Below are 21,123 nucleotides of genomic sequence, written 5' to 3' on the forward strand. Positions count from 1 at the left end.
TGAGGTGGTCGTCGATCTTGACGTAGAGTGCGGTGAGAAGGGTGTTCAGGTCTGTCGTCACAAACGGATCTTGGACACCCTTCGTCCATCTCCGGTCACCACCCAGACTTACGCATTACTCGTCTAGGCGCTGACCTGCCGGGCCCGGTGTTCGGCGACGTGCACTCGCGTCGCACACCGCGTCGAGCAGAACCGCCGGCGGCCGTTGCGCGAGGTGTCCACGTACGCCGTTTCGCAGCCTTCGCGGCTGCAGATGCCCAGGCGATCCGGGGCTTCGCACACCAGGTGGGCCAGCCCGCCCGCGGTGTACGCGCGAACCCGGCCGACCGGCCCGGCGTCCTCCGCCGAGTAGTGCAGGTGGGGTGGCTTGCCGTCGTGGGTGGTGATGTACGGGCGGCACGCCGCTTCGGCCAGCAGCTCGTTGACCAGTTCCGGGCGGGCGGTGACGTCGGCGGCGAACACCGGGCGCAGCCGGGTGGCCCACGCGCCGATCAGGGCCGCTTCGCCGTCGGTCAGGGCCTTGATCGCCATGCCGTTGCGGACCATGCCGTCGAGGAGCTCGCTCGCGGAACCGGCGTTGACCAGGTCCGCGGCCACCAGCGCGGCCGGGCCACCGTAAGGGTTGAAGTGCACAAAGCCATTACACCACGATCGGGGGCATGGACCGGAACCGTTGCCCCCGCTGCGGCTGGCCGCTCGCCGAACTCCCGGCGGCCGCGGCGCAGCCCGTCACCCCTCGGCTCGACTACGTGCGCTGCGTCTGCGGCAGCTGGCTCGCCCGGTGGGACGGCGAAGTCGTCGGCGCCACCCGATCGGCGCCGTGAATTCAGAGGTCGAGCGCGCCCGCCGCGTTGTCGTTCCACTGGTCGACGCGGCGGATGTACTCGTACAGCGCCCGGCTGCCGCGCACCCAGCGGCCCTGGTCGGCGATCGCGAGGTCGTCGGCCCCGGCCCGGCGCGCCTCGGTGGCGAACCCGGACCGCAGCGAGTGGCCGGTGACCGGGTACGGCAGCCCCGCGCGGACGCCCGCCCGGGTGAGGATCTGGTTGACGCCGGTCGTGGTCAGCGCGGGCTCGCCGACGTTGCCGTGCCGATCCACGCGGCGGAACGCCGGCCCCTCGGTGAGCCCCGCGCCCGATCGCCACGCGTGCCACGCCCGCACCGGGTCGGTGTCGGGGCTTTCGCGCCGCGGGACGACCATGTCGCCGGTGCTCTTGCCGTGCCGGACCGTCACCGCGAGCCCGCGGTCGTCGACCGGCTGCACGTCGGTGACCAGCAGGTTCGCCAGGTCGGAGCAGCGGGCGGCGATGGGGAAGCCGATCAGCAGCATCGCCCGGTCGCGCGCGCCGGCGAGGGTGTCCGGGCACGCTCGTGACATCGCCCGCAGGTCGGCGAGGGTGACCATGGTGGCCTTGCCGCGGCCGCGCTGAACGCCCTCGCGCGCCAGCCGCTGCCGGTAGCCCTTCAGCGCCCGCCACGCGGCGCGGCTGGCTTCCGGATCGACGATCACCTTGTGGTGGCGCAACCCGGCGAGCGCACCGGTGAGACGCCGCTCGATGGTCGACGGCGCCGCCGGGGCCGCGCGTTCGGGGACTTCCGGCACGGCCCGTTCGCCGGGCCGCAGCGTGCGGCCGCGTTCCAGCCACACGACGAACCCGGTCAGGGCGCCGATGGTCGCCGACAGCGGCGGGATCCCGGCTTCGGCGGTGTAGTCCTGCCAGACCTGCCAGTCCTGGGCGTAGGCCTTGAGCGTGTTGGGCGGCCGCTGCTCGTCGACGTGCCGGGCGGCGGCCTCGTCCAGCAGCGCCAGCCGCTCGCGCGCGCTCAGCGCGGCGTCGGTCACCGGTTCCAGCTCGGGCACGCGCCGAGGTTACGGGATCCCGGTAGGTTCCCCTGTCGATCCACGCGGGTGCCGTTCGTATCAGCGGTAAGACACCGAGGAGGACGACATGAAGCAGTACCTGCTCAGCATCTACCAGCCCGACGGCCCGACCCCGCCGCCCGAGGTCCTCGACGGCATCGTGCGCAAGCTCGACACGCTCAACGCCGACCTCAAGGCGGCCGGGGCCTGGGTGTTCGCCGGCGGGCTGCACCCGCCGTCGACCGCCACCGTACTGCGGGCCGGCGACGGCGACACCCTCGTCACCGACGGCCCCTACACCGAAGGCAAGGAACACCTCGGCGGGTTCACCGTCATCTCCGCACCCGACCTCGACGCCGCGCTCGCCTGGGGTGGCCGGCTCGCCGACGCCGTCGCCCCGCTGCCGGTCGAGCTGCGGCCGTTCCGGGAATGAGCGTCGAGGAGGTCTTCGCCGCGGAGTACGGCCGGGCCGTGTCGGTGCTCGTGCGGGTCTTCGGGGACATCGACGTCGCCGAAGAGGCCGTGCAGGACGCGTTCGCCGAGGCGGTCCGGCGGTGGCCCTCGGCGGAGCTCCCGCCGAGCCCGGCGGGCTGGATCATCACCACCGCCCGCAACCGCGCCATCGACCGGCTGCGGCGCGAGGCCGCCCGGGCGGACAAGCACGCCCAGGCGGCATTGCTGCACGCGGAAACCGAGCCCGTGGAGGAGGGCGCCGTGCCCGACGAACGGCTCCGGCTGATCTTCACCTGCTGCCACCCGGCGCTGGCTCGGTCCGCGCAGGTCGCGTTGACGCTGCGGCTGCTCGGCGGCCTGACCACGGCCCAGATCGCGGCCGCGTTCCTGGTCGCCGAGCCCACGATGGCCCAGCGGATCGTCCGGGCGAAGAAAAAGATCCGCGACGCGGGCATCCCGTACCGCGTCCCGCGCGACGCCGACCTGCCCGCACGGCTGGCCGCGGTGCTCGCCGTGCTGTACCTGATCTTCAACGAGGGGTACGCGGCCAGTGCGGGGGAGGAGCTGATCCGCGCCGAGCTGTGCCGCGAGGCGATCCGGCTCACCCGCGTCCTGGCCGGGCTGATGCCCGACGAGCCCGAGGTGCAGGGCCTGCTCGCGGCGATGCTGCTGATCGACGCCCGCCGCGAGACGCGCACGACCGCGTCCGGCGCCGTCGTGCTGCTGGCCGACCAGGACCGGTCGCGCTGGGACACCGGCCTGATCGCCGAAGGCCAGGAGATCGTCCGCCGCTGCCTGCGCCGCAACCAGCCGGGCCCGTACCAGATCCAGGCGGCGATCCAGGCCGTGCACAGCGACGCGCCCACGGACTGGTCCCAGGTCAAGGCGTTGTACGACCAGCTGCTGGCCCACACGCCGACACCGGTGGTGGCGCTGAACCGGGCGGTGGCGGTCGCCGAGGTCGACGGTCCGTCCGTGGCGCTGGAGCCGGTCGAGCAGCTCAATCTGCCGCGGTTCCCGCTGTTCCACGCGATCCGGGCGGATCTGCTCGCGCGGGTGGGGCGCCCGGAGGAGGCCGCCGCGGCCTACACGACGGCTATCGAGCTCACCGGTAACGCCGCGGAACGGGCTCTGCTGGAGCGGAAGCGCACGTCAACCCTGGGTTGACATCTCGGGAGGGGTCCTAGTTTTCCGGACCTCGAACCGGCCCTGGCTTGCTGCTCGCTCATCTGGCTGGTTCTGAGTTTGGATATGTGACCTTATCCAAACCTAGCACCGCTTTGATCTTTCTTTTAATTTTGAACAGCTGCTTCTAGTTCTGATTAGAAGCTTTGATAAGGTCCCTGCCATGACAGAAGATGCTGGTCAGGTGCGGGTGTGCGAGTACCGGAGGTGCGGAGCACCGCTGCCGCCGGCGGTGGGGCGGGGGAGCCGCGCGCGGTTCTGCCAGGACGGGAAAACCTGGGGGCGGCGCAACCTCAGCTGCCGGGACGCCGAGGCCGTGCTCTCGGACGCGGAGTCGCTGCGGGAGAGCGACGCGGAGCTGGACGACACTGCCGTCACCGCGCTCGCCGGCCAGGTCGATCGCGTGCTCGAGCCGGCCCGCGGGCTGGTCGAAACCCTCACGACGCTGCGCCACCAGCTCGAGGCGACGACCGCCACCGCGCTGGCCGAACGCGACGCGGCCCTGGCCGAGGCCGATGACCACCGGCTGCACCGTGGCCGTGCGGAAGCCGAAGCCGCCCAGGCCCGGGACATCGCCGAGACCGCGGTCGCCGAGGCGGCCGCGGCGGAGCGGGACAAGGCGGCCGCGCTGGGGGAGCGCGATGAGGAGCGGGCCGCTCGACGGGCTGCGGTCCAGGAGCGGCAGCGGGCCGAAGGGCAGCTGGCCGCGGTGCGCGACGAGCTCGCGCGGGTCGCCGATCGGGCCGACGCTTCCGCGGCCCTCGCCGGCGAACGGGCCGCGGTGATCGCGACGCTGACCGCCGAACTGGCCGCCGTCCGGGCGGCGCTCGACGAGGAACGCGGACGCGCGCAGGCCGCCGTCGCGCGGGCCGACGCCGTCCAGGAACGGCTCGACGCGGCCCGCGACGACCACACCAAGGCGGCCGCGGCGCTCAGCTCCGCCCGTGACGACTACGCGAAAGTGACAGCGGCGCTGGCCGCTGCCCGCGATGAGCACGCCCAGGCGATGGTGGCGCACGAAGCGGCGCGTGCCGGGTTCGACCAGCGGCTCGCCGAGCTGCAGGCGGGGCATGAACAGACTGTCCGGTCGATGCACGAAACCACCACGAACCTCGGCGCCGAACTGCGGACCGCGTCCAGCCGGGCCGAAGCGGCCGAGCGCGAGCTGGCCGGCGTGCTCACCGCCTTGCGCGATACCCCCGAGCTGCCCTCGACACTTAAGCAGTTACTTGACCGTCAGGCATCGCGGAGTTACCTTAAGTAGGTGCTTAACCATGAGGAGTCGCTGGACCTGGTGTTCCGCGCCCTAGGTGATCGGACCCGGCGGGCGCTGGTGGAGCGGCTGGTGCGCGGCCCGGCGTCGGTCAGTGAGCTCGCCGAGCCGCTGACCATGTCGCTCGCCGCCGTCGTGCAGCACCTGCAGGTGCTGGAGACCGCCGGGATCGTGCGGTCGGAGAAGGTCGGCCGCGTCCGCACCTGCCGGCTCGAACCGGCGGTGCTGCGCGCGGGCGAGCAGTGGCTGGGGCGGCAGCGCACCACGTGGGAGAGCAGGCTCGACCGGCTCGGCGACTTCCTCGCCGAGCCGCCCGGAACGTCGGAAGGGAGCACGTCATGACCGTCTTGCACAGCACGTTCAGCCTGGAGCGCACCTACCCGGTCCCGCCGGAGCGGGTGTTCGCCGCCTGGGCCGACCCGGAGGCGAAGAAGCGCTGGTTCGCGGCCTCGGCGGAGCACGAGCTGGACTTCCGCGTCGGCGGCCGGGAGACCATCGACGCCCGTACCCCCGCCGGCGGCCCGATGACCTTCGTCGCGACCTTCCACGACATCGTGCCCGAGCAGCGGATCGTCTTCTCCGGCACGCTCACCGGTGACGGGGCGCTCGCGACCGTCTCGACCACGACCGTGGAGCTGCTCGCCGAAGGCGACGGCACGCGGCTGGTCCTCACCGAGCAGGACACGTTCCTCGACGGCGCCGAGAAGCCGGAGTGGCGCGAGCAGGGCACCGGCGACTGGCTCGACCGGCTCGGCGGCGAACTGAAGTCCTGATCAGCCTGTCACGGGTGAACGTCACGTTCCGGTCCGGTAGTGCTGCGGGCTGACGCCGAACTCGCGCTTGAAGGCCGCGCTGAGGGCGAACGCGCTGCCGTAGCCGACCTGGCGGGCGATCGAGGCGATCGTCGTCTCCGGGTGCTGGCGCAGCAGGTCCGCGGCGAGGGCGAGCCGCCACCCGGTCAGGTACGCCATCGGGGTCTCGCCCACCGCGGCGGCGAACCGGCGGGCCAGCGCGGCGCGGGACACGCCGACGTCGGCCGCGAGCTTCGCGACCGTCCACGGTTCGGCCGGCTGGTGCTGCAGCAGCCGCAGTGCCTGGCCGACCACGGGGTCCTCGTGCGCCCGGTACCACGCCGGGGCGCTGGTGTCCGGCCGGTCGAACCACGCCCGCAGCGCGGCGATCAGCAGCACGTCCAGCAGCCGATCCAAAACTGCTTCCTGACCGGGGACGTCCCGGCCGATCTCGGTGGCCAGCAGCCCGGCGAGCGGGGTCGGCCAGTCGGCGGCGCGCAGGACGATCAGCGCGGGCAGCGCGGCGATGAGCTTCCGGCTGATTTCGCCTTCCATGCCGTAGGTGCCGGTGAGCAGCACCACCGGGCCGCCGGTGCCCCAGGTGCGGACGCCGAGGTCGGCGTAGGCGGTCAGGGGCCCGCCGTCGGGGGTGCGGCAGTCCTGGCCGGGCAGAATGAGCGCCTGCGGCGGGGTCGACGGGTGGTCGGCGACCAAGTACGGCTCCGGGCCGCGGGTGATCGCGACGTCGCCTTCGCCGAGCAGGACACCTTCGCCGCCGTCGGGCACGATCCACGCTTCGCCGCGCACCACCGACACGACGGTCAGCGGCGCCCGGTCTTCGATGCGCAGCGACCACGGCGGGGTCAGCACCGAGCGCAGCAGGAACGCGCCGTGGGCGCGAGGGCCGTCGAGGAGGGCGGCAAGCGGGTCCATACGCCCGACTGTAGACGCTGGAACATGCGATCAAGGCTTTGAACCATGGAGAGTCTCACTGCGAGCCGCTTGACTGAATGGCATGACAACGAACTTCCTGGTGGTGGGCGGCACCGGCAAGACCGGGCGCCGGGTGGCGGACCGGCTGCGCGAGCGCGGCGAGAAAGTGCGGATCACGTCCCGGCGCGGGGTGCCGCCGTTCGACTGGAGCGACCGCGGGACCTGGGCGGAGGTGCTCACTGGCGTCGACGCGGTGTACCTGACCTATTACCCCGATCTGGTGGTACCGCAGGCGGCCGGCGACATCCGCGCGTTCACCGGACTCGCGGTGGCGGCCGGCGTGCGGCACCTGGTGCTGCTGTCCGGCCGCGGCGAAGAAGAAGCCGAGGCGTGCGAAGGGATCGTGCGGGAGGCCGGGACCGGCTGGACGGTCCTGCGGTGCAGCTGGTTCGCCCAGAACTTCAGCGAGCACTTCCTGCTGGACGCCGTCCGCGCCGGGGAGATCGCGCTGCCGGCGGGAACGGTGACGGAGCCGTTCATCGACGTCCGCGACGTCGCCGACGTCGCGGTGAAGGTGCTGACCGAACCCGGCCACACCGGGCGGCGGTACGAGCTGACCGGGCCGCGGCTGCTGAGCTTCGCCGGCGCGGCCGCGGAGATTGCCGCCGCCTCCGGGCGGGATGTCCGCTATGTTCCGGTTTCGGCCGGGGAGTTCGCGGCCGCGGCGGCGAGCCAGGGGGTGCCCGAGGCGGAGGTCGGCGCGCTGACCGAGCTGTTCGCCCGCGTCCTCGACGGCCGGAACGAGTCGGTGACGCACGACGTGGCGCGGGTGCTGGGCCGTCCGGCGACGGAGTTCGGCGAGTTCGCGCGGGAGGCCGCCGCGACCGGGGTCTGGACGCGGTGACGGGGAAGGGGAAACCGATGGCGACGGTGGTGCTGGTGGCCGCGCTGGTCGCGGCGGGACTGATCGCGGGGTTGTTCTACGCCTACGCCTGCTCGGTGCTGCCGGGTCTGGCGCGCGGGGACGACAAGACGTTCGTCGAGGGCATGCGCGGGATCAACATCGCGATCGTCAACCCGGTGTTCATGCTGACCTTCCTGGGGGCGCCGCTGCTGGCCGGGGTGGCGGTGTTCCTGCACTTCGGTTCGCCGTCCCTGCCGTGGGTGATCGCCGGGTTCGGCTGCCTGGCAGGGATGGTGCTGCTCACCGGGGCGGTGCACATCCCGCTGAACAACGCCCTCGACCGCGGCGGCGACGACTACGCGGCGGTGCGGGCGGCCTTCGAGACGGCGTGGGTGCGCTGGAACGTGCTGCGCGCCCTGGTGAGCACGGCGGGGTTCGGTTGCCTGGTCGGGGCCGTGCTCACCGGGCGCGGCTAGTTTCCGAGACGGAAGAGCAGGTCGGTGACCCACTGCGCAGGGTCGGGGACTTCGCGCGGGTTGGTGCGCAGGACTTCCAGGCGGCAGCCCCATTCCTCGCCGTCCGGTCCCTCGGTGCGGTCCCAGCTCAGGCCTTCGGCGGCCCCCCAGGCGAGGACGGCCTCGGTGGCGGCGGCGAGGCCGTCCGGGGCGCCGACGTAGGTGTCGAGGACATACCGGCCCGCCGGGAGTTCGCCGAGGAAGGCGGGCTCGGCCGGCGTGTGGTCGCCGTCGATGGGCACGCCGGCTTCGACGGTGAACCGCATCCCCGGGTGCAGCACGCGGTAGCGGAAGAACGGGGCCCCGGCCGGGGCCACGCCCTCGGCGGTGAGGATGCCGATCAGGGGTGGCAGCCGGTCGGCGATCCGCGGGAACTCCGGGATGGCGAGAGTGGCGCGCTCGGCGACGTAGCGCTGGGCGGGCCGCTCGACGACGGCGGGCATCAGGCGAAGTCCTCCGGTCCGAGCATCGGGCGGACCTCGATGCTGCCGTAGGTCGCCGCGGGGTGGCGGGCGGCGAGGTCGAGGGCTTCGTCGAGGTCGGCGCAGTCGAGGATGACGAAGCCGCCGATCTGTTCCTTGGCTTCGGTGAACGGCCCGTCGGTGAGCAGGACTTCGCCGTCGCGGACGCGGATCGTGGTGGCTTCCGTCGGCGGGCGCAGGCCACCGCCGCCGCGGATCTTGCCGCGGCGTTCCATGTCTTCGCTCCAGCCGCCGCAGCCGTCGTAGGCGTGTTCTTCGGCGGTCTCGTCGCCGCAGATCATCAGCAGGTACTGCATGTCAGCATCCTTTCAGGACTTCGCGCAGGCGCGCGGCGAAAGCTTCGGCGTGGGTGTCGAACCCGCCGTGGCCGCCGGGGAAGACCGCGGTTTCGACGCCGAGGGCCGCGGCCAGCCCGAGGGCGGCCTGGTGGACCGGCATTGCGGTGGACTGCTCGCCGACCGCGACGACCAGCCGCGCGGGTGTCGCCCGGAGTGCGTCGAGGTCGGGCTCGTAGGTGCCGGTCGCGGGCATGAGGTGGCCGAAGAAGTAGGCGAAGTTGCCTTCCGCGCGCGGGTCGAGCGGCGGGGCGGGGTCGACGCCCACGACCTTCATGAACGCGGCGAAGGCGGCGGCGAGGCCCTCGTCGCGGAACAGGGCCGGGATGTCGGGGCCGTCGAAGGCGGGCAGGTACCGGGTGACCGGGGGTTCGTGCAGCACGACCGTGCCGACGTCGCCCGCGTGGTGGCGCAGGAGCTCGAGCAGGGTGATCGCCCCGCCGCTGCTGGCCAGGACGTCGGCGGGGCCGACTTCGGCGAGCAGCCGGTGCACGTCGCCGGCGTGGTCGCCGACCGGGTCCGGGCCCGGGGTGCCGTCGAGCGGGCTGCGGGACAGGCCGCGCGGGTCGAAGGTGACGACGGTGTGGTCTTCGGCCAGCAGCGGCCGCAGGTGCGTGAACACCTGGGCGTCGGCGGGTCCGCCGGGGACCAGCAGCAGGGCCGGGCCGGTGCCGTCGACGTCGTAGGTGAGGGTGGCGCCGGGGACGGCGAGGGTGGTCATGGGGCTTCCTCCGGTGGTCGGGTTTCCCCAGCCCGACGAACGGCGTCGCCCGGGACCGACACGAGGGCCGAAATTCTTCGCGTGAGGTAGGTGCGTTCGGCTTCGGTGCCGGCCAGGTCGCGGGCGCGGGCGTACCAGTGGGCGGCTTCGGCGGGGCGGCCGAGGCGGCGGAGGAAGTCGGCGCGGGTGGCGGCCAGCAGGTGGTAACCCTCCAGCGGCAGGGCGTCGAGGAGGGCGAGCCCGGCTTCCGGGCCGTCGGCCATGCCGATCGCGATGGCGCGGTTGAGGTCGACGACGGCGCTGGGGACGTGCTTGCGCAGCTGGTCGTAGAGGCCGGCGATCTGGGGCCAGTCGGTGTCGGCGGCGCGGGCGGCGGTGGCGTGGCAGGCGGCGATGGCGGCCTGGATCTGGTACGGCCCGGGACGGCGGCGGCGCAGCGCGGTCTCCAGGATCGTGGTGCCTTCGGCGATGGCGGCGGTGTCCCAGCGGGTCCGGTCCTGTTCTTCGAGGGGGACGAGGACGCCGTCGGTGTCGGCGCGGGTGGCGCGGCGGGCGTGCTGCAACAGCATCAGGGCGAGCAGGCCGAGGGCTTCGGGTTCGTCGGGCATCAGCCCGGCGAGGACGCGGGCGAGCCGGATCGCTTCGGCGGCGAGGTCCGGGCGGAGCAGGTCGGGGCCGGCGCTGGCGGAGTAGCCCTCGTTGAACGTCAGGTAGAGCACGCCGAGCACGGCGGTGGTGCGTTCGGGCAGCAGGTGGGCGGGCGGGACGCGGTAGGGGATGCGGGCGTGGCGGATCTTGCGCTTCACCCGCACCAGCCGCTGGGACATGGTCGCTTCGGGGACGAGGAAGGCGCGGGCGATCTCGGCGGTGGACAGGCCGGCGAGGGTGCGCAGGGCGAGCGCGACCTGGGCTTCGGTGGCCAGCGCGGGGTGGCAGCAGGTGAAGATGAGCCGCAGCCGGTCGTCGGTGACGCCGCTGTCGTCGGGTTCGGGTTCGTCGCGGAGGTCCATGCGGCCGGCCTCCCTGAGCTTGGCGGCGCCGAGGGCGTCGCGGCGGAGCCGGTCGGTGGCGCGGTGGCGGGCGGCGGTGGTCAGCCAGGCGCCGGGGCGGTCCGGGACGCCGTCGCGGGGCCACGTGCGCAGGGCCAATGCGAAGGCTTCCTGGGCGCATTCCTCGGCGAGGTCCCAGTCGCCGGTGACCCGGATGAGGGTGGCCACGACCTGGCCCCACTCTTCGCGGAACGCCTCGGCGACCGCGGTCTCGACGTCCACCACCCGCTCCTTCCCGCCGGTTTCACCCTCCCGACGGACGGCCGGGCCCGGGACCGACAGCCGCCGCGTGACACGCCCCGAATCCTTCCGCGCGGGCGACGATCCGGCCGGTTTCGACGCGGACGGCCGTTTCGGTGGCGTCGCTGACCGCGGTGACGCCGGCGGCGGCGGCGAGGGCGCCGGTGGCGTCGCAGACCAGCCGCAGCCGGGGCCGGGCAGGGGCGGTGATCGCCTGGTCGAGGCAGGCGCGCAGGTCGGCGACGGCGAGCCGGGCCAGCGGGGCGAGTTCGCCGGGGTCGCTGGTGACGAGCACGGCGGTGACGTCGGCGCCGGTGCGGACGGCTTCTTCGAAGGCGGCGGCGCGGTGCAGGCCGAGGACGGTGACGACGCCCTCGCCGGGCCGGAAGGTCTCGCCGGTGAGCAGGTCGGTGGCTGCCGGTGGGTCCCACGGCCGTGCGTCGGGGCGGGCCTGGGTGGTGATCGGCGGTTCGGCCGGCCAGTCGTCGGCCAGGCCGAGGTCGAGCAGGGCGGCGCAGGCGGTGACGAGGTGGAACGGTTCGCCGAAGCCGGGTGCGGCGGCGGCGAGCTGGCTCGCGCCGTACAGCGTGGTGAGCGCGGCTTCGGCGACCCGGACGAGCCGGCGTCCCGGGTGGACGCGTTCGAGGGCGAGCCCGAGCAGGACGGCGTCGACCCGCATGAGCTGCGCGAACGGCCGTCGGGTGTGCTCGTCGGCGAGGATTTCGGGCAGCAGGTCGCGGGCGAGGCGGGCGTCTTCGCTGTCGCTGTCGGTGGCCAGCGGGAGCCGGGCGATCCAGGCGCGGGCGAACGCGGCCAGGACGTCGGCGGCGGTGAGGTCCGGAGGCGGGACGGCGAGGCGGGGGGCGCGTTCGGCGAGGTCGGCCACGACCGCGAAGTAGAGGGCGCGTTTGCCGGGGAAGTTGGAGTAGACGGCGCCGCGGGTGAGTTCGGCGCGTTCGGCGATGACGTCGATCTTCGCTTCGCGGAAGCCGCGGCGGGCGAACTCGTCGCGGGCGGCGGTGAGCACCTTGGCGCGGTTGCGTTCCTGGGTTTCCGCCCTGCTGAGCCTGACCATCGTCCTCCTTGCCGTGGGATCGCCGGTCAAGATACCGTGACCACTGAGATGATTAGAACATCTGATTTGAACATCTGGAGTGGTGGATGACCCCCGAGATCGACTTGACCGACCCGAAGGTGCTCACCGACCCGTTCACCGCCTACGACCACGCGCGGGAACAGGGCGCGGTGGCCAAGCTGGTCATCCCCGGGTTCGGCCCGTTCTGGGCCCTGACCCGCTACACCGAAGCGCGCGCGATGCTGACCGACCCGCGGTTCGAGGTGAACTCCGGCAGCTTCCTGCGCCCGCCCGGCGTCCCCGAGCACTGCCTGCAGTACCTGGAGACGATGTCGGAGAAGGACGGCCCGGAGCACCTGCGGCTGCGGCGGCTGGTCGCCCCGGCGTTCACGCCGAAGCGGGCCGCGCGGCTGCGGCCCCGGCTGGCGGCGATCACCGAGCGGCTGCTCGACGAGCTGCCCGGGCACGCCGAGGACGGCGTGGCCGACCTGGTGCCGCACTTCGCGCGGCCGTTGCCGATCGACGTCATCTGCGAGCTGGTCGGCATCCCCGGCGCCGATCGGCCGCGCTGGCGGGAGTACGGGGCCGCGGTCGCGAGCGGGATGGGACCGGACTTCGCCGCGGCGATCCCGGCGATCGTCGAAGGCGCGAAGGAAGCCGTGGCGCGCAGCCGGGCCGAGCCGGGCGACGACCTCATCGGCGACCTGGTCCGGGTGCAGGAGGAGGACGGCGACCGGCTCACCGACACCGAGCTGGTCACCCTGGTCTGGCACCTCGTCCTCGGCGGTCAGACGCCGGTGAACCTCATCGCCAACTCGGTCGAGACCCTGCTGCGGCACCCGGACCAGCTGGCCCTCCTGCGTGCCGACGCCGGGTTGTGGCCGGGTGCGGTGGAGGAGCTGATGCGCTTCTGCAGTCCCCAGCTGCTGACCACGCCGAGGTTCGCGCGCGAGGACGTCGAGATCGGCGGGGAGCTGATCCGCCGGGGTGAGCGGGTGACGGCGGCGATGGTGGCCGCCGATCGCGACCCGCGTGTCTTCGAAGACCCGGACCGGTTCGACATCACCCGCTCGGGGCCGGCGCAGCTGGGCTTTTCGCACGGGCCGCACTTCTGCCTGGGCGCCTCGATCTCGCGGGTGCAGACCGAGGTGGCGTTGTCGGCGCTGTTCGCGCGCTTCCCGGATCTGGCGCTGACCGAGGACGTCCCGCGGGCGCCCGACGGCGGGACCTGGCGGCCGGCGCGGTTACTGCTGTCGCTGTGAGATGAGCGCTTCGATGCCGTCGAGGACGCGGGCCAGGCCGAAGCGGAAGGTGTGGGCCGGGTTCTCGGCGGCGTTGTGGGCCTCGCCGGCGGCCTGGCCGACGCGGGAGGAGATCGGGTAGTGCGCCGCGTCGGCGGCCGGGATGCCGGCCAGCACCGGCCAGGCGCGCTCCCACCACTGGGCGTCGGTCATCCCGGTGGCGCGGACCAGGCGGGCGTTGTCGAGGGAGCTGCGCGCGGTGGTGCGGACCAGACCGGTGACGAGGGCGACCACGGCATCCATCTCGACGTCGCCGAGACCGATGCCGTCGATCGCGCGCAGCTCCCGCTCGTACTTGGCGAAGCTGTGCGGACCCAGGGCCGAGCGGCTGGTGGTGACCTCCAGCAGCCACGGGTGGCGGTGGAACAACGCCCACTGGTCTTCGGCGATGGCGGTCAGCGCCGCCCGCCAGCCGAGTTCCTCGCCGGCGGGTCCCAGTTCGCCGTGGACGTGGTCGATCATCAGGTCGAGCAGCTCGGCCCGGCCGGGGACGTAGGTGTAGAGCGACATGGGGGAGACGCCGAGGTGCTCGGCGACGCGGCGGATGGTGACGGCGTCGATGCCGTCGGCGTCGGCCAGGGCCACCGCGGCGCGGACGACGTCGGCGGTGGCCAGTTTGGGTTTCGGGCCGCGGCGCGGGGGTGCCGGCACGCCCCAGAGCAGCTCGATCGCCCGCCGCGGATCGCCGTCACCGTTCTCCTGCGTGCTCACGCCGGCCATTCTGCCCCCCTGATTTCCGTACAACGTACAGAGTTGTGCTAATCTCTTCTTCGTACACTGTACAGAGTTAAAGGGGCAGGATGACTCCGCAGATCCACGCCGAGGGACTTCGCAAGCGCTACGGCGACGCGTACGCCCTCGAAGGGTTCGATCTCTCCGTCCCGGCCGGCACCCTCTGCGGCCTGCTGGGACCCAACGGCGCGGGCAAGACCACCGCGGTCCGCGTGCTCTCCACGCTGCTGCGCCACGACGGCGGCGTCGCGCGGGTGGCCGGGCACGACGTCGCCACCGAACCGGCGAAGGTGCGGTCGGCGATCGGGCTGGTCGGGCAGCAGGCCGCCGTCGACGAAATCCTGTCCGGGCGCCAGAACCTGATCCTGTTCGGCCGGCTGCACCACCTGGGCCGCCGCGAGGCCACTCGCCGCGCCGACGACCTCCTGGAGCGGTTCGGCCTCGCCGGCACCGGTGCGAAGCCGGTGTCGGCCTACTCGGGCGGGATGCGGCGGCGCCTGGACCTCGCCGCGTCGCTGCTGGCCGCCCCGCGGGTGCTGTTCCTCGACGAGCCGACGACCGGACTCGACCCGCGCAGCCGGCTGGAGGTCTGGCGGGCGGTCCGGTCCCTGGTCGCGGACGGGAGGACGGTGCTGCTCACGACCCAGTACCTGGAGGAGGCCGACCAGCTGGCCGACCGGATTTCCCTGGTCGAGCACGGCCGGGTGATCGCCGAAGGCACGCCGGCGGAGCTGAAGGGCTCGCTCGGGGCGACCCGGATCGAGCTGGTGCTCACCGATCCGGACGCCCTCGGCGCCGCGGCCGGACTGCTCGCCCGGGTCACCGGAGCCGATCCGGTCACCGAGGAACTGCGGGTGAGCGCGCCGGCCGAGCCGTCGATGCTGACCGACGTGGTGCGGGAGCTGGCGGCGGCCGAGCTGGCGTTCGCCGACGTGGCGCTGCGGCACCCGACGCTGGACGAAGTGTTCCTGGAGCTGACGGGGGTGGCGCGATGAGGTGGGCGATCGAAGACGGCTGGACGCTGACCCAGCGCTACCTGGCGCAGCTGGCCCGGCGCCCGGCCCGTCTGGCCGGGGTGGTGGCGTTCCCGATCCTGATGGTGCTGATCTTCGCCTACCTGCTCGGCGGCGGGATGAGCGTGCCCGGCGGCGGCTCCTACCAGGAGTTCCTGATGCCGGGGATGTTCGCAATGACCATGGCCTTCGGGCTGTCGGGGACGATGATCGCGGTGCTGGACGACACCGGCAAGGGCGTCACCGACCGGTTCCGGTCGCTGCCGATGGCGCCCTCGGCGGTGTTCACCGGCCGGGTGGCGGCGGATCTGGTGAACGCCGTCCTCGCGCTGGCCGTGCTGCTCGGCTGCGGGTTCGCCGTCGGCTGGCGCCCGCACGGCAGCCTGGGCGAGACCCTCGCGGCGCTGGGCCTGCTGCTCCTGCTGCGGACGGCGCTGGTGTGGGCCGGGATCTACCTGGGCCTGCTGACGTCGGATCCGTCGATGGTGTCGCTGGTGCAGACCCTGGAATTCCCGTTCGGGTTCCTCTCCGGCGCGTTCGTGGCGACCTCGACGATGCCGGCCTGGCTGGGCACCGTGGCAGAGTGGAACCCGTTGTCCTCCACGGTCACCGCGGCGCGGCTGCTGTTCGGCAACCCGGGCGCGGCCGGCACGTCCTGGGTGAGTGCGCACGCGGTGGCGATGGCCGTGGTCTGGCCGCTGGTGCTGCTGGCGGTGTTCGTGCCGTTGACGGTGCGACGGTACGGGAGGCTGGGGAACTGAACGTCTGCTTCGCACCAGGCGAACCACCACGAGCGGGCCGCCTGCTGGTCGACGGCCGTGACCTGTCCATTGCGGACGGTCTGCCGGAACTGCTCGCCGGCGACGACGCCTTCTGGGCGACGGCGGCGCAGGCGGCGTTGCGGCTGGTCGCGGCCGGACGGCTGCTGCCGGGCGTCACCGAGGGCGGGCACGACGCCTGGCGCGTCGGCCCGCTGGAACCGGCGGAAGCGGCGTGGCTGCGGGACCTCGCGGCCGCGATGCCGCCGGACGAGCGGGCGCCGGGGCCACTGCTGCGGGCCTTCCTCGACGCCGTCGCCGACACGCTGCCCCGCACGCCCGCCGCGGCCAAGGCGGCCGGGACGCGCCTGTTCGCCGCCGTCGCACCCCAGCGCGCGGATTCCCTGCGCGACTGGGCCGACGAACTGGCCGCCGGCCTGGATTCGGGCATCCGGGTGTCCCTGCGGGTGGAGGCACCGGAGGGCTTCGAATCCGGCCGCCTCCACGCGGTGGTCCAGGTGCACAGCCTGGCCGACCCCGGGCAGATCGCCGACGCGGCGCAGTTGTGGGAAACCGGGCGGTTCGGGCCGCGGGCCCGCATCGACGTCCTGCTCGCCCTGCGCCGCGGGGCACAGGTGTGGCCGGCGCTGAGCCCGCTGCTGACCTCGGCGGTGCCGGCCGAGGTGGCCCTCGGCGAGGACGACGTCGCCGAGCTGGTCGCGGCCGCGGGCCCGCGGCTGGCGGCCGCCGGCATCGACGTGCACTGGCCCGCAGAGCTGGCGGGCTCGCTGACCGCGCGGGCCGTCGTCCGCGCCGGCGACGACCCCGGCGACCTGCCGTCGTTCTTCGGCGGCGGCCGCGCCCTGGCGTTCGACTGGCAGCTCGCCCTCGGCGGTGAGGTGCTGACCGAGGCGGAGCTGGACGCCCTCGCCGAAGCGCGCCGCCCGGTCGTGCGGCTGCGCGACAGGTGGGTGCTGGTCGACCCGGCGCTGGCGGCGAAGGCGCGGGAGCGGGCGCTCAAGCCGCTGAACCCGGTCGACGCGCTGGGTGCGGTCCTGTCGGGGACCACCGAGGTCGACGGCGAAGTGGTCGAGGTCGTCACCGGCGGCTGGCTGGCCCGGTTGCGGGAACGGCTGGCGCAGCCACCGGAACCCCAGACACCCCCGGCCGGGCTGGCCGCGACGCTGCGGGACTACCAGCTGCGGGGCCTGCAGTGGCTCGCCACCGTCACCGGGCTCGGCCTCGGCGGGTGCCTCGCCGACGACATGGGCCTGGGCAAGACGGTCACGCTGATCGCGCTGCACCTGCACCGGGCGTCGGGGCCGACCCTGGTGGTGTGCCCGGCCTCGCTGCTGGGCAACTGGGAACGCGAGATCCGCCGGTTCGCCCCCGGCGTGCCGGTGCGGCGCTTCCACGGCAGCGCCCGCTCCCTCGACGAGCTCGACGGGTTCGTCCTGACCACCTACGGCACGCTGCGCACCGATCCCGCGCCGCTGGCCGCGGTGGGGTGGGGGCTGCTGGTCGCCGACGAGGCGCAGCACGTCAAGAACCACCGCTCGGGCACCGCGAAGGCGCTGCGGCTGGTGCCGGCGGCGGCGCGGGTGGCGCTGACCGGGACGCCGGTGGAGAACACGCTCTCGGAGCTGTGGGCGATCCTCGACTGGACCGCGCCCGGGCTGCTGGGTTCGCTGAGCGAGTTCCGGACGCGGTGGGCGAAGCCGATCGAGGCTGGCGACACCATGGCGGCCGAACGGCTGTCGCGGTTGCTGCGGCCGTTCCTGCTGCGACGGCGCAAATCCGACCCGGGGATCGCGCCCGAGCTGCCGGCGAAGACCGAGACCGACCGGCCGGTGGCCTTGAGCGCGGAGCAGGTGGCGCTGTACGAGGCGGTCGTGCGGGAGATGATGGCCGACATCGCCGCGAGCGACGGGATGGCCCGGCGCGGCCGGATCGTCAAGCTGCTGACCGCGCTCAAGCAGATCTGCAACCACCCCGCGCAGTACCTGAAGGAGCCGGGCGGCCGGGCGGGCAAGGTGGAGCTGCTCGACGAGCTGCTGGACACCATTCTCGCCACCGGCGGCGCGGTGCTGGTGTTCACCCAGTACGTCGCCATGGCGCGGCTGCTGGAGAAGCACCTGGCCGGGCGGGGGATCGCGACGCAGCTGCTGCACGGCGGGACCCCGGTGGCGCGGCGCGAGGAGCTGGTGGCGCGGTTCCAGAACGGCGAGGTGCCGGTGTTCCTGCTGTCGCTGAAGGCGGCCGGGACGGGCCTGAACCTCACCCGCGCCGACCACGTCGTGCACTTCGACCGCTGGTGGAACCCGGCGGTGGAGGACCAGGCGACCGACCGGGCGTACCGGATCGGGCAGACCCGGCCGGTCCAGGTGCACCGGCTCGTCGCCGAGGGCACGGTCGAAGACCGGATCGCGGCGATGCTGCGGGAGAAGCGGGCGCTGGCCGAGGCGGTCCTGGCCGGCGGCGAGGCCGCGTTGACCGAACTGTCGGACACCGAGCTGGCCGAGCTCGTCGAACTGAGGAGCCGCGGATGAGCGACGACCGGGTACGCGGCTTCCCCGCGTTCGGCGCGGGCGGGCACCTGGCGCGTTCGTGGTGGGGCCGGGCGTGGGTGCGCGCGATGGAGGACACCGCGCTGGACCTGCGTCAGCTGAAGAAGGGCCGCAAGTACGCGGCGGCCGGCCTGGTCGGCCCGATCACGGTCAGCCCGGGGCGCATCGCGGCGACGGTCGAGGACGCCGACGGCGGCCCGTACCGCACGCAGCTGCGGCTGGCGGAGCTGCTGGAGCCGGACTGGACGCGGTTCCTCGACCGGGTCGCCTCCCGCGCCGGGCACCTGGCGGCCCTGTTGGATCGCGACCTGCCACCGGACCTCGTCGAGGCGGCCGGCGTCGACCTCCTGCCGGGGATCGGCGACCTCGACCCGGAGTGCGACTGCCCGGGCTGGGAGTTGCCCTGCCGCCACGCGGCGGCGCTGTCGTTCCAGGCTTCGTGGCTGCTCGACGCGGACCCGTTCCTGCTGTTGCTGATGCGCGGCAAGGGGGAGCGGGAGCTCCGGTCCGAGCTGGAGAGCCGCACGGCACCGGTGGCTTCGGCTTCGGCTTCGCCGGAGCCGGCGGCGGACCGGGTGCCGGGGGAGCTGCCTTCGCTCGACGCGTTCCGGCCGTCGGGTGCCCCGTCGATTCCGGCGGCGCCGGGGGTGCCTGCCGCGGCGTTCGAGCTGCTGGCGGAGAACGCGGCCGGCCGGGCGCGGGCGTTGCTGGCCGGGCGGCCGTGGCCACGACGGCAGGACGCGGTCCGCTTGGCGGCGGAGTTCCCCGAGGTGGCGGGACGGCTGGGTGAGGGTGCGGGCTTCGCGCGGGCGGTGGCGGCGTGGCGCTTCGGCGGGCCGGACGGCCTGGAGGTGCTGGAAGCGGCCTGGACCCCACCGAAGGCGGTGGTGGCGGCCGCCCGGGCGGCCCTGGCGGAGGCCGAGGGGGAGCCGGTGTTCGAGCGGAACCGGTGCACGGTGGGTGCGGTGCAGCTGAGGCTGGATCGCCGCGGCCGGTGGCACCCGTACCGGCTCGAGGGGCAGGAGTGGTGGCCCGCGGGCGTGCCGGAGAGCGACCCGGGCTTGCTGGTGGGCTGAGCTCGACCGCGCCCGGGCGGCCCAGCGCGGCGGTACCCATTCAGTCCGCGACTGCCAGGGTCCGCGGTGAGCTGAGCCGCGGTCGGGCTACGGCGGCACCACTCCAGCGTGCGGCTGCCAGGTCTGCCGGCGGGCTGAGCCGCGGTCGGGCTACGGCGGCGCGCGGCGGCCCGACCGCGGCTGCCGGGATCCTCGTGCGCCTTCACTCGCCGGGCCGCGCCGCTTCCACCCTCCCGGCCGCACCCTTGCCGCCGCTTCCCTGGCCGGTGGTGAGGTCGCGAATGACTCATTCGGGACACCGGAGGTCCCGAATGAGTCATTCGCGGCATCCCGCGGGCCGAGCCCCCTGGCACCCCGCGCCCGGCGGCCGGGCTCCAGCCCTCGGTGGCCGGGCTGAAATCCGCCAAGTTCGCCGGTATCCAGCGCGGTACTCGTTGTCTCCTGTCCCCTGACGGCGGGTTCCGCCGGGCCACTGGGGGTGCGGGCGCGCGGGTTCTTCCCGCGCGCCCGCCCGGTTTCCGCCGGTGTCCGGCCGTGTTCGGAAGAACCCCGCCGTCGTAGCCGGAGGGGGCTGCCACCTGGGGGTTCCCTCCGGCGTCATGCCGTCGCTTTCACCGCGTAGTCCTTGACCCGCATCGAGTCGTGCATGCGCACGCCGCCGGTGTTGAGCTTGGCGATCGCCCGCGTCAGCCCGGCCGGCAGCGCCGAGACCAGCTGCCCGCCGCGGGCCAGGGCCCACACCCCGGCGCGTGACGCCGGGATCAGGCTTCGCGCGGCACCCACCGCGAACGCCCGGCTGCGGCGCACCAGCTCGCCCATCTCCCGCTCATACGCGGCGAAGGCGCGCTCGTGGTCCCCGTTCGCCTCGGCCAGCTCGCCGGCCAGGACGTACGCCCCCAGTACCGCGAGGCTCGTGCTTCCGCCGACGGCCGGCCCCGGGCAGTAGCCGGCGTCGCCGACGAGCGTCACCCGGCCGCGGGACCACGTGTCCAGCCGCAGCTGGGTGATCGAGTCGAAGTAGAACGGGCCCGGGCCGTCGAGACCGGCCAGCCAGCCGTCGACCTGCGGATGCATGCCGGAGAACGCTGCCCGGAGCAGCTGCTGCTGGCGGGAGACGTCGCGGTGGTGGTAGTCGAGCGGCTCGTCGCGGCGGAAGAGGAACACCGCGCGGGCGTCGTCGAGGTGGGCGGCGCTGTAGAGGGAGGCCGTGCGGCCGGGGCCGAGGTGGGTGATCGCCTCGCCGTCGAGCCCGAGGGTGTCCGGCAGGGACAGCACCGCCAGGTACGCGCCGATGAACGTCGTCAGCCCGGCCTCTTCCCCGAACACCAGGCGCCGGACGTTCGAGTGCAGCCCGTCGGCGCCGACGACGATGTCGAAGCGGCGCGGCTGGGCGTGCTCGAAGGTGACGTCGCCGTCGGGGGACATGCCGGTGATCGAGTCGCCGAAGAGGTACTCGACGTCGTCGCGGCCGGCGTCGTAGTAGATCTCGGACAGGTCGTCGCGCATCACCTCGACGTGCCGGTCGGAGGTGGCCTGGAAGACCTTCGACAGGTTCACGTGCAGGGGCTTGTGGCTGCCTTCGCGGTGCAGCGTCATCCGGGTGGTGCCGGTGGCGACGGCCTCGACGCGGGGCAGGACGCCCATCCGTTCGGTGATGTCCATGGCCGGCCGGAAGAGGTCGACGGCGTGGCCGCCGGTCTTGCGCAGGTGTGGTGCGCGCTCGACGACGGTGACGTCGAAGCCGTGACGGGTGAGCCAGTACGCCAGTACCGGGCCGGCGATGCTCGCGCCGGAAACGAGGATCCGCATGAGTACCTCCCTGACTTAACGGTAGGTAAGTTGTACCACAGTTCCTTACC

23 protein-coding genes are annotated in these 21,123 nt (G+C 73.6%); 13 read left to right on the top strand and 10 right to left on the bottom strand.

The genetic code is table 11. The features are described from left to right. Window positions 1-123: 123 nt before the first annotated feature. Window positions 124-633, bottom strand: a complete 510-nt coding sequence (locus H5965_RS38865) for a CGNR zinc finger domain-containing protein (RefSeq protein ID WP_310976052.1) — start codon at window positions 631-633, stop codon at window positions 124-126. A gap of 26 nt (window positions 634-659) precedes the next feature. On the opposite strand from H5965_RS38865, the gene H5965_RS38870 reads away from it, so the two are divergent. Beyond that, the gene (locus tag H5965_RS38870) at window positions 660-824 is read left to right on the top strand and encodes a hypothetical protein (protein WP_167455070.1); all 165 of its coding nucleotides are present in this window, start codon (window positions 660-662) and stop codon (window positions 822-824) included. A gap of 2 nt (window positions 825-826) precedes the next feature. Here the strand turns inward: H5965_RS38870 and H5965_RS38875 are convergent, their stop codons facing one another. Then, window positions 827-1,861: a site-specific integrase gene (locus tag H5965_RS38875; RefSeq protein ID WP_310976053.1), complete on the bottom strand. Its 1,035-nt coding sequence runs from the start codon at window positions 1,859-1,861 to the stop codon at window positions 827-829. A gap of 88 nt (window positions 1,862-1,949) precedes the next feature. Between H5965_RS38875 and H5965_RS38880 the strand changes: the two genes are divergently transcribed. The 5 genes from H5965_RS38880 to H5965_RS38900 all read left to right on the top strand — a co-directional run bounded on the left by H5965_RS38880 (window position 1,950) and on the right by H5965_RS38900 (window position 5,545). Then, window positions 1,950-2,294, top strand: coding sequence for a YciI family protein (locus H5965_RS38880; RefSeq protein ID WP_310976054.1), 345 nt, complete (start codon window positions 1,950-1,952; stop codon window positions 2,292-2,294). Next, complete coding sequence (locus tag H5965_RS38885) at window positions 2,291-3,481, top strand: sigma-70 family RNA polymerase sigma factor (RefSeq protein WP_310976055.1); 1,191 nt, start codon at window positions 2,291-2,293, stop codon at window positions 3,479-3,481. The genes H5965_RS38880 and H5965_RS38885 overlap by 4 nt, the downstream gene beginning before the upstream one ends. 181 nt (window positions 3,482-3,662) lie before the next feature. After that, a complete protein-coding gene (locus H5965_RS38890) occupies window positions 3,663-4,763 on the top strand; it encodes a hypothetical protein (protein WP_310976056.1) in 1,101 nt (366 codons plus the stop codon). Further along, window positions 4,764-5,114, top strand: coding sequence for a metalloregulator ArsR/SmtB family transcription factor (locus H5965_RS38895; RefSeq protein ID WP_310976057.1), 351 nt, complete (start codon window positions 4,764-4,766; stop codon window positions 5,112-5,114). Beyond that, window positions 5,111-5,545, top strand: coding sequence for an SRPBCC family protein (locus tag H5965_RS38900; protein WP_310976058.1), 435 nt, complete (start codon window positions 5,111-5,113; stop codon window positions 5,543-5,545). Before H5965_RS38895 ends, H5965_RS38900 begins: the two co-directional genes overlap by 4 nt. A gap of 21 nt (window positions 5,546-5,566) precedes the next feature. Here H5965_RS38900 and H5965_RS38905 read toward each other — a convergent pair whose 3' ends face one another. After that, window positions 5,567-6,496 carry an AraC family transcriptional regulator gene (locus tag H5965_RS38905; protein ID WP_310976059.1) on the bottom strand — a complete coding sequence of 310 codons (930 nt, stop codon included), beginning with the start codon at window positions 6,494-6,496 and terminating at the stop codon, window positions 5,567-5,569. Between the two features lie 82 nt (window positions 6,497-6,578). On the opposite strand from H5965_RS38905, the gene H5965_RS38910 reads away from it, so the two are divergent. Then, on the top strand, window positions 6,579-7,400 hold the full coding sequence (locus H5965_RS38910) for an NAD(P)H-binding protein (protein ID WP_310976060.1): 822 nt from the start codon (window positions 6,579-6,581) through the stop codon (window positions 7,398-7,400). Between the two features lie 17 nt (window positions 7,401-7,417). After that, window positions 7,418-7,876 (top strand): anthrone oxygenase family protein, encoded by a 459-nt coding sequence (locus H5965_RS38915; RefSeq protein ID WP_310976061.1) that lies wholly within the window; start codon window positions 7,418-7,420, stop codon window positions 7,874-7,876. Here the strand turns inward: H5965_RS38915 and H5965_RS38920 are convergent. Genes H5965_RS38920 through H5965_RS38940 form a run of 5 tightly spaced genes read right to left on the bottom strand, consistent with a single transcriptional unit; the run spans window position 7,873 to window position 11,817 of the window. Beyond that, the gene (locus tag H5965_RS38920) at window positions 7,873-8,358 is read right to left on the bottom strand and encodes a GyrI-like domain-containing protein (RefSeq protein ID WP_310976062.1); all 486 of its coding nucleotides are present in this window, start codon (window positions 8,356-8,358) and stop codon (window positions 7,873-7,875) included. The two genes, H5965_RS38915 and H5965_RS38920, sit on opposite strands and share 4 nt — an antisense overlap. Beyond that, window positions 8,358-8,693 (bottom strand): YciI family protein, encoded by a 336-nt coding sequence (locus H5965_RS38925; RefSeq protein ID WP_310976063.1) that lies wholly within the window; start codon window positions 8,691-8,693, stop codon window positions 8,358-8,360. The genes H5965_RS38920 and H5965_RS38925 overlap by 1 nt, the downstream gene beginning before the upstream one ends. Window position 8,694: 1 nt before the next feature. After that, a complete protein-coding gene (locus H5965_RS38930) occupies window positions 8,695-9,453 on the bottom strand; it encodes an alpha/beta hydrolase (RefSeq protein ID WP_310976064.1) in 759 nt (252 codons plus the stop codon). Next, window positions 9,450-10,724: a sigma-70 family RNA polymerase sigma factor gene (locus H5965_RS38935; RefSeq protein ID WP_310976065.1), complete on the bottom strand. Its 1,275-nt coding sequence runs from the start codon at window positions 10,722-10,724 to the stop codon at window positions 9,450-9,452. Before H5965_RS38935 ends, H5965_RS38930 begins: the two co-directional genes overlap by 4 nt. Before the next feature lie 22 nt (window positions 10,725-10,746). After that, window positions 10,747-11,817 carry a TetR/AcrR family transcriptional regulator gene (locus H5965_RS38940; protein ID WP_310976066.1) on the bottom strand — a complete coding sequence of 357 codons (1,071 nt, stop codon included), beginning with the start codon at window positions 11,815-11,817 and terminating at the stop codon, window positions 10,747-10,749. A gap of 86 nt (window positions 11,818-11,903) precedes the next feature. Between H5965_RS38940 and H5965_RS38945 the strand changes: the two genes are divergently transcribed. Next, entirely contained in the window at window positions 11,904-13,079 is a 1,176-nt protein-coding gene (locus tag H5965_RS38945) for a cytochrome P450 (RefSeq protein ID WP_310976067.1), read from the top strand. Here the strand turns inward: H5965_RS38945 and H5965_RS38950 are convergent. Then, the gene (locus H5965_RS38950) at window positions 13,062-13,838 is read right to left on the bottom strand and encodes a TetR/AcrR family transcriptional regulator (protein WP_310976068.1); all 777 of its coding nucleotides are present in this window, start codon (window positions 13,836-13,838) and stop codon (window positions 13,062-13,064) included. The two genes, H5965_RS38945 and H5965_RS38950, sit on opposite strands and share 18 nt — an antisense overlap. An 80-nt stretch (window positions 13,839-13,918) precedes the next feature. Here H5965_RS38950 and H5965_RS38955 point away from each other — a divergent pair, with 80 nt between their 5' ends. The 4 genes from H5965_RS38955 to H5965_RS38970 are packed head-to-tail and all read left to right on the top strand — an operon-like array spanning window position 13,919 to window position 19,264. Further along, window positions 13,919-14,845 carry an ATP-binding cassette domain-containing protein gene (locus tag H5965_RS38955; protein WP_310976069.1) on the top strand — a complete coding sequence of 309 codons (927 nt, stop codon included), beginning with the start codon at window positions 13,919-13,921 and terminating at the stop codon, window positions 14,843-14,845. After that, complete coding sequence (locus H5965_RS38960; protein ID WP_310976070.1) at window positions 14,842-15,624, top strand: ABC transporter permease; 783 nt, start codon at window positions 14,842-14,844, stop codon at window positions 15,622-15,624. The genes H5965_RS38955 and H5965_RS38960 overlap by 4 nt, the downstream gene beginning before the upstream one ends. Window positions 15,625-15,668: 44 nt before the next feature. Continuing rightward, entirely contained in the window at window positions 15,669-18,170 is a 2,502-nt protein-coding gene (locus tag H5965_RS38965; protein ID WP_310976298.1) for a DEAD/DEAH box helicase, read from the top strand. Further along, complete coding sequence (locus tag H5965_RS38970) at window positions 18,167-19,264, top strand: SWIM zinc finger family protein (protein WP_310976071.1); 1,098 nt, start codon at window positions 18,167-18,169, stop codon at window positions 19,262-19,264. The genes H5965_RS38965 and H5965_RS38970 overlap by 4 nt, the downstream gene beginning before the upstream one ends. Before the next feature lie 597 nt (window positions 19,265-19,861). On the opposite strand, the gene H5965_RS38975 is transcribed toward H5965_RS38970, so the two are convergent. Continuing rightward, on the bottom strand, window positions 19,862-21,073 hold the full coding sequence (locus tag H5965_RS38975) for an FAD-dependent monooxygenase (protein WP_310976072.1): 1,212 nt from the start codon (window positions 21,071-21,073) through the stop codon (window positions 19,862-19,864). Window positions 21,074-21,123: the final 50 nt, after the last annotated feature.

The organism is Amycolatopsis sp. 505 (genome assembly GCF_031625235.1).
Taxonomy (GTDB): Bacteria; Actinomycetota; Actinomycetes; order Mycobacteriales; family Pseudonocardiaceae; genus Amycolatopsis.

Bases quoted from the DNA above. Each gene is read 5' to 3' on its own strand.
- H5965_RS38960 (WP_310976070.1), top strand. From the start codon at position 14,842: ATGAGGTGGGCGATCGAAGACGGCTGGACGCTGACCCAGCGCTACCTG.
- H5965_RS38925 (WP_310976063.1), bottom strand. From the start codon at position 8,693: ATGCAGTACCTGCTGATGATCTGCGGCGACGAGACCGCCGAAGAACAC.
- H5965_RS38945 (WP_310976067.1), top strand. From the start codon at position 11,904: ATGACCCCCGAGATCGACTTGACCGACCCGAAGGTGCTCACCGACCCG.
- H5965_RS38970 (WP_310976071.1), top strand. From the start codon at position 18,167: ATGAGCGACGACCGGGTACGCGGCTTCCCCGCGTTCGGCGCGGGCGGG.
- H5965_RS38975 (WP_310976072.1), bottom strand. From the start codon at position 21,073: ATGCGGATCCTCGTTTCCGGCGCGAGCATCGCCGGCCCGGTACTGGCG.
- H5965_RS38920 (WP_310976062.1), bottom strand. From the start codon at position 8,358: ATGCCCGCCGTCGTCGAGCGGCCCGCCCAGCGCTACGTCGCCGAGCGC.
- H5965_RS38940 (WP_310976066.1), bottom strand. From the start codon at position 11,817: ATGGTCAGGCTCAGCAGGGCGGAAACCCAGGAACGCAACCGCGCCAAG.
- H5965_RS38885 (WP_310976055.1), top strand. From the start codon at position 2,291: ATGAGCGTCGAGGAGGTCTTCGCCGCGGAGTACGGCCGGGCCGTGTCG.
- H5965_RS38890 (WP_310976056.1), top strand. From the start codon at position 3,663: ATGACAGAAGATGCTGGTCAGGTGCGGGTGTGCGAGTACCGGAGGTGC.
- H5965_RS38915 (WP_310976061.1), top strand. From the start codon at position 7,418: ATGGCGACGGTGGTGCTGGTGGCCGCGCTGGTCGCGGCGGGACTGATC.
- H5965_RS38910 (WP_310976060.1), top strand. From the start codon at position 6,579: ATGACAACGAACTTCCTGGTGGTGGGCGGCACCGGCAAGACCGGGCGC.
- H5965_RS38900 (WP_310976058.1), top strand. From the start codon at position 5,111: ATGACCGTCTTGCACAGCACGTTCAGCCTGGAGCGCACCTACCCGGTC.
- H5965_RS38905 (WP_310976059.1), bottom strand. From the start codon at position 6,496: ATGGACCCGCTTGCCGCCCTCCTCGACGGCCCTCGCGCCCACGGCGCG.
- H5965_RS38955 (WP_310976069.1), top strand. From the start codon at position 13,919: ATGACTCCGCAGATCCACGCCGAGGGACTTCGCAAGCGCTACGGCGAC.
- H5965_RS38880 (WP_310976054.1), top strand. From the start codon at position 1,950: ATGAAGCAGTACCTGCTCAGCATCTACCAGCCCGACGGCCCGACCCCG.
- H5965_RS38930 (WP_310976064.1), bottom strand. From the start codon at position 9,453: ATGACCACCCTCGCCGTCCCCGGCGCCACCCTCACCTACGACGTCGAC.
- H5965_RS38870 (WP_167455070.1), top strand. From the start codon at position 660: ATGGACCGGAACCGTTGCCCCCGCTGCGGCTGGCCGCTCGCCGAACTC.
- H5965_RS38950 (WP_310976068.1), bottom strand. From the start codon at position 13,838: ATGGCCGGCGTGAGCACGCAGGAGAACGGTGACGGCGATCCGCGGCGG.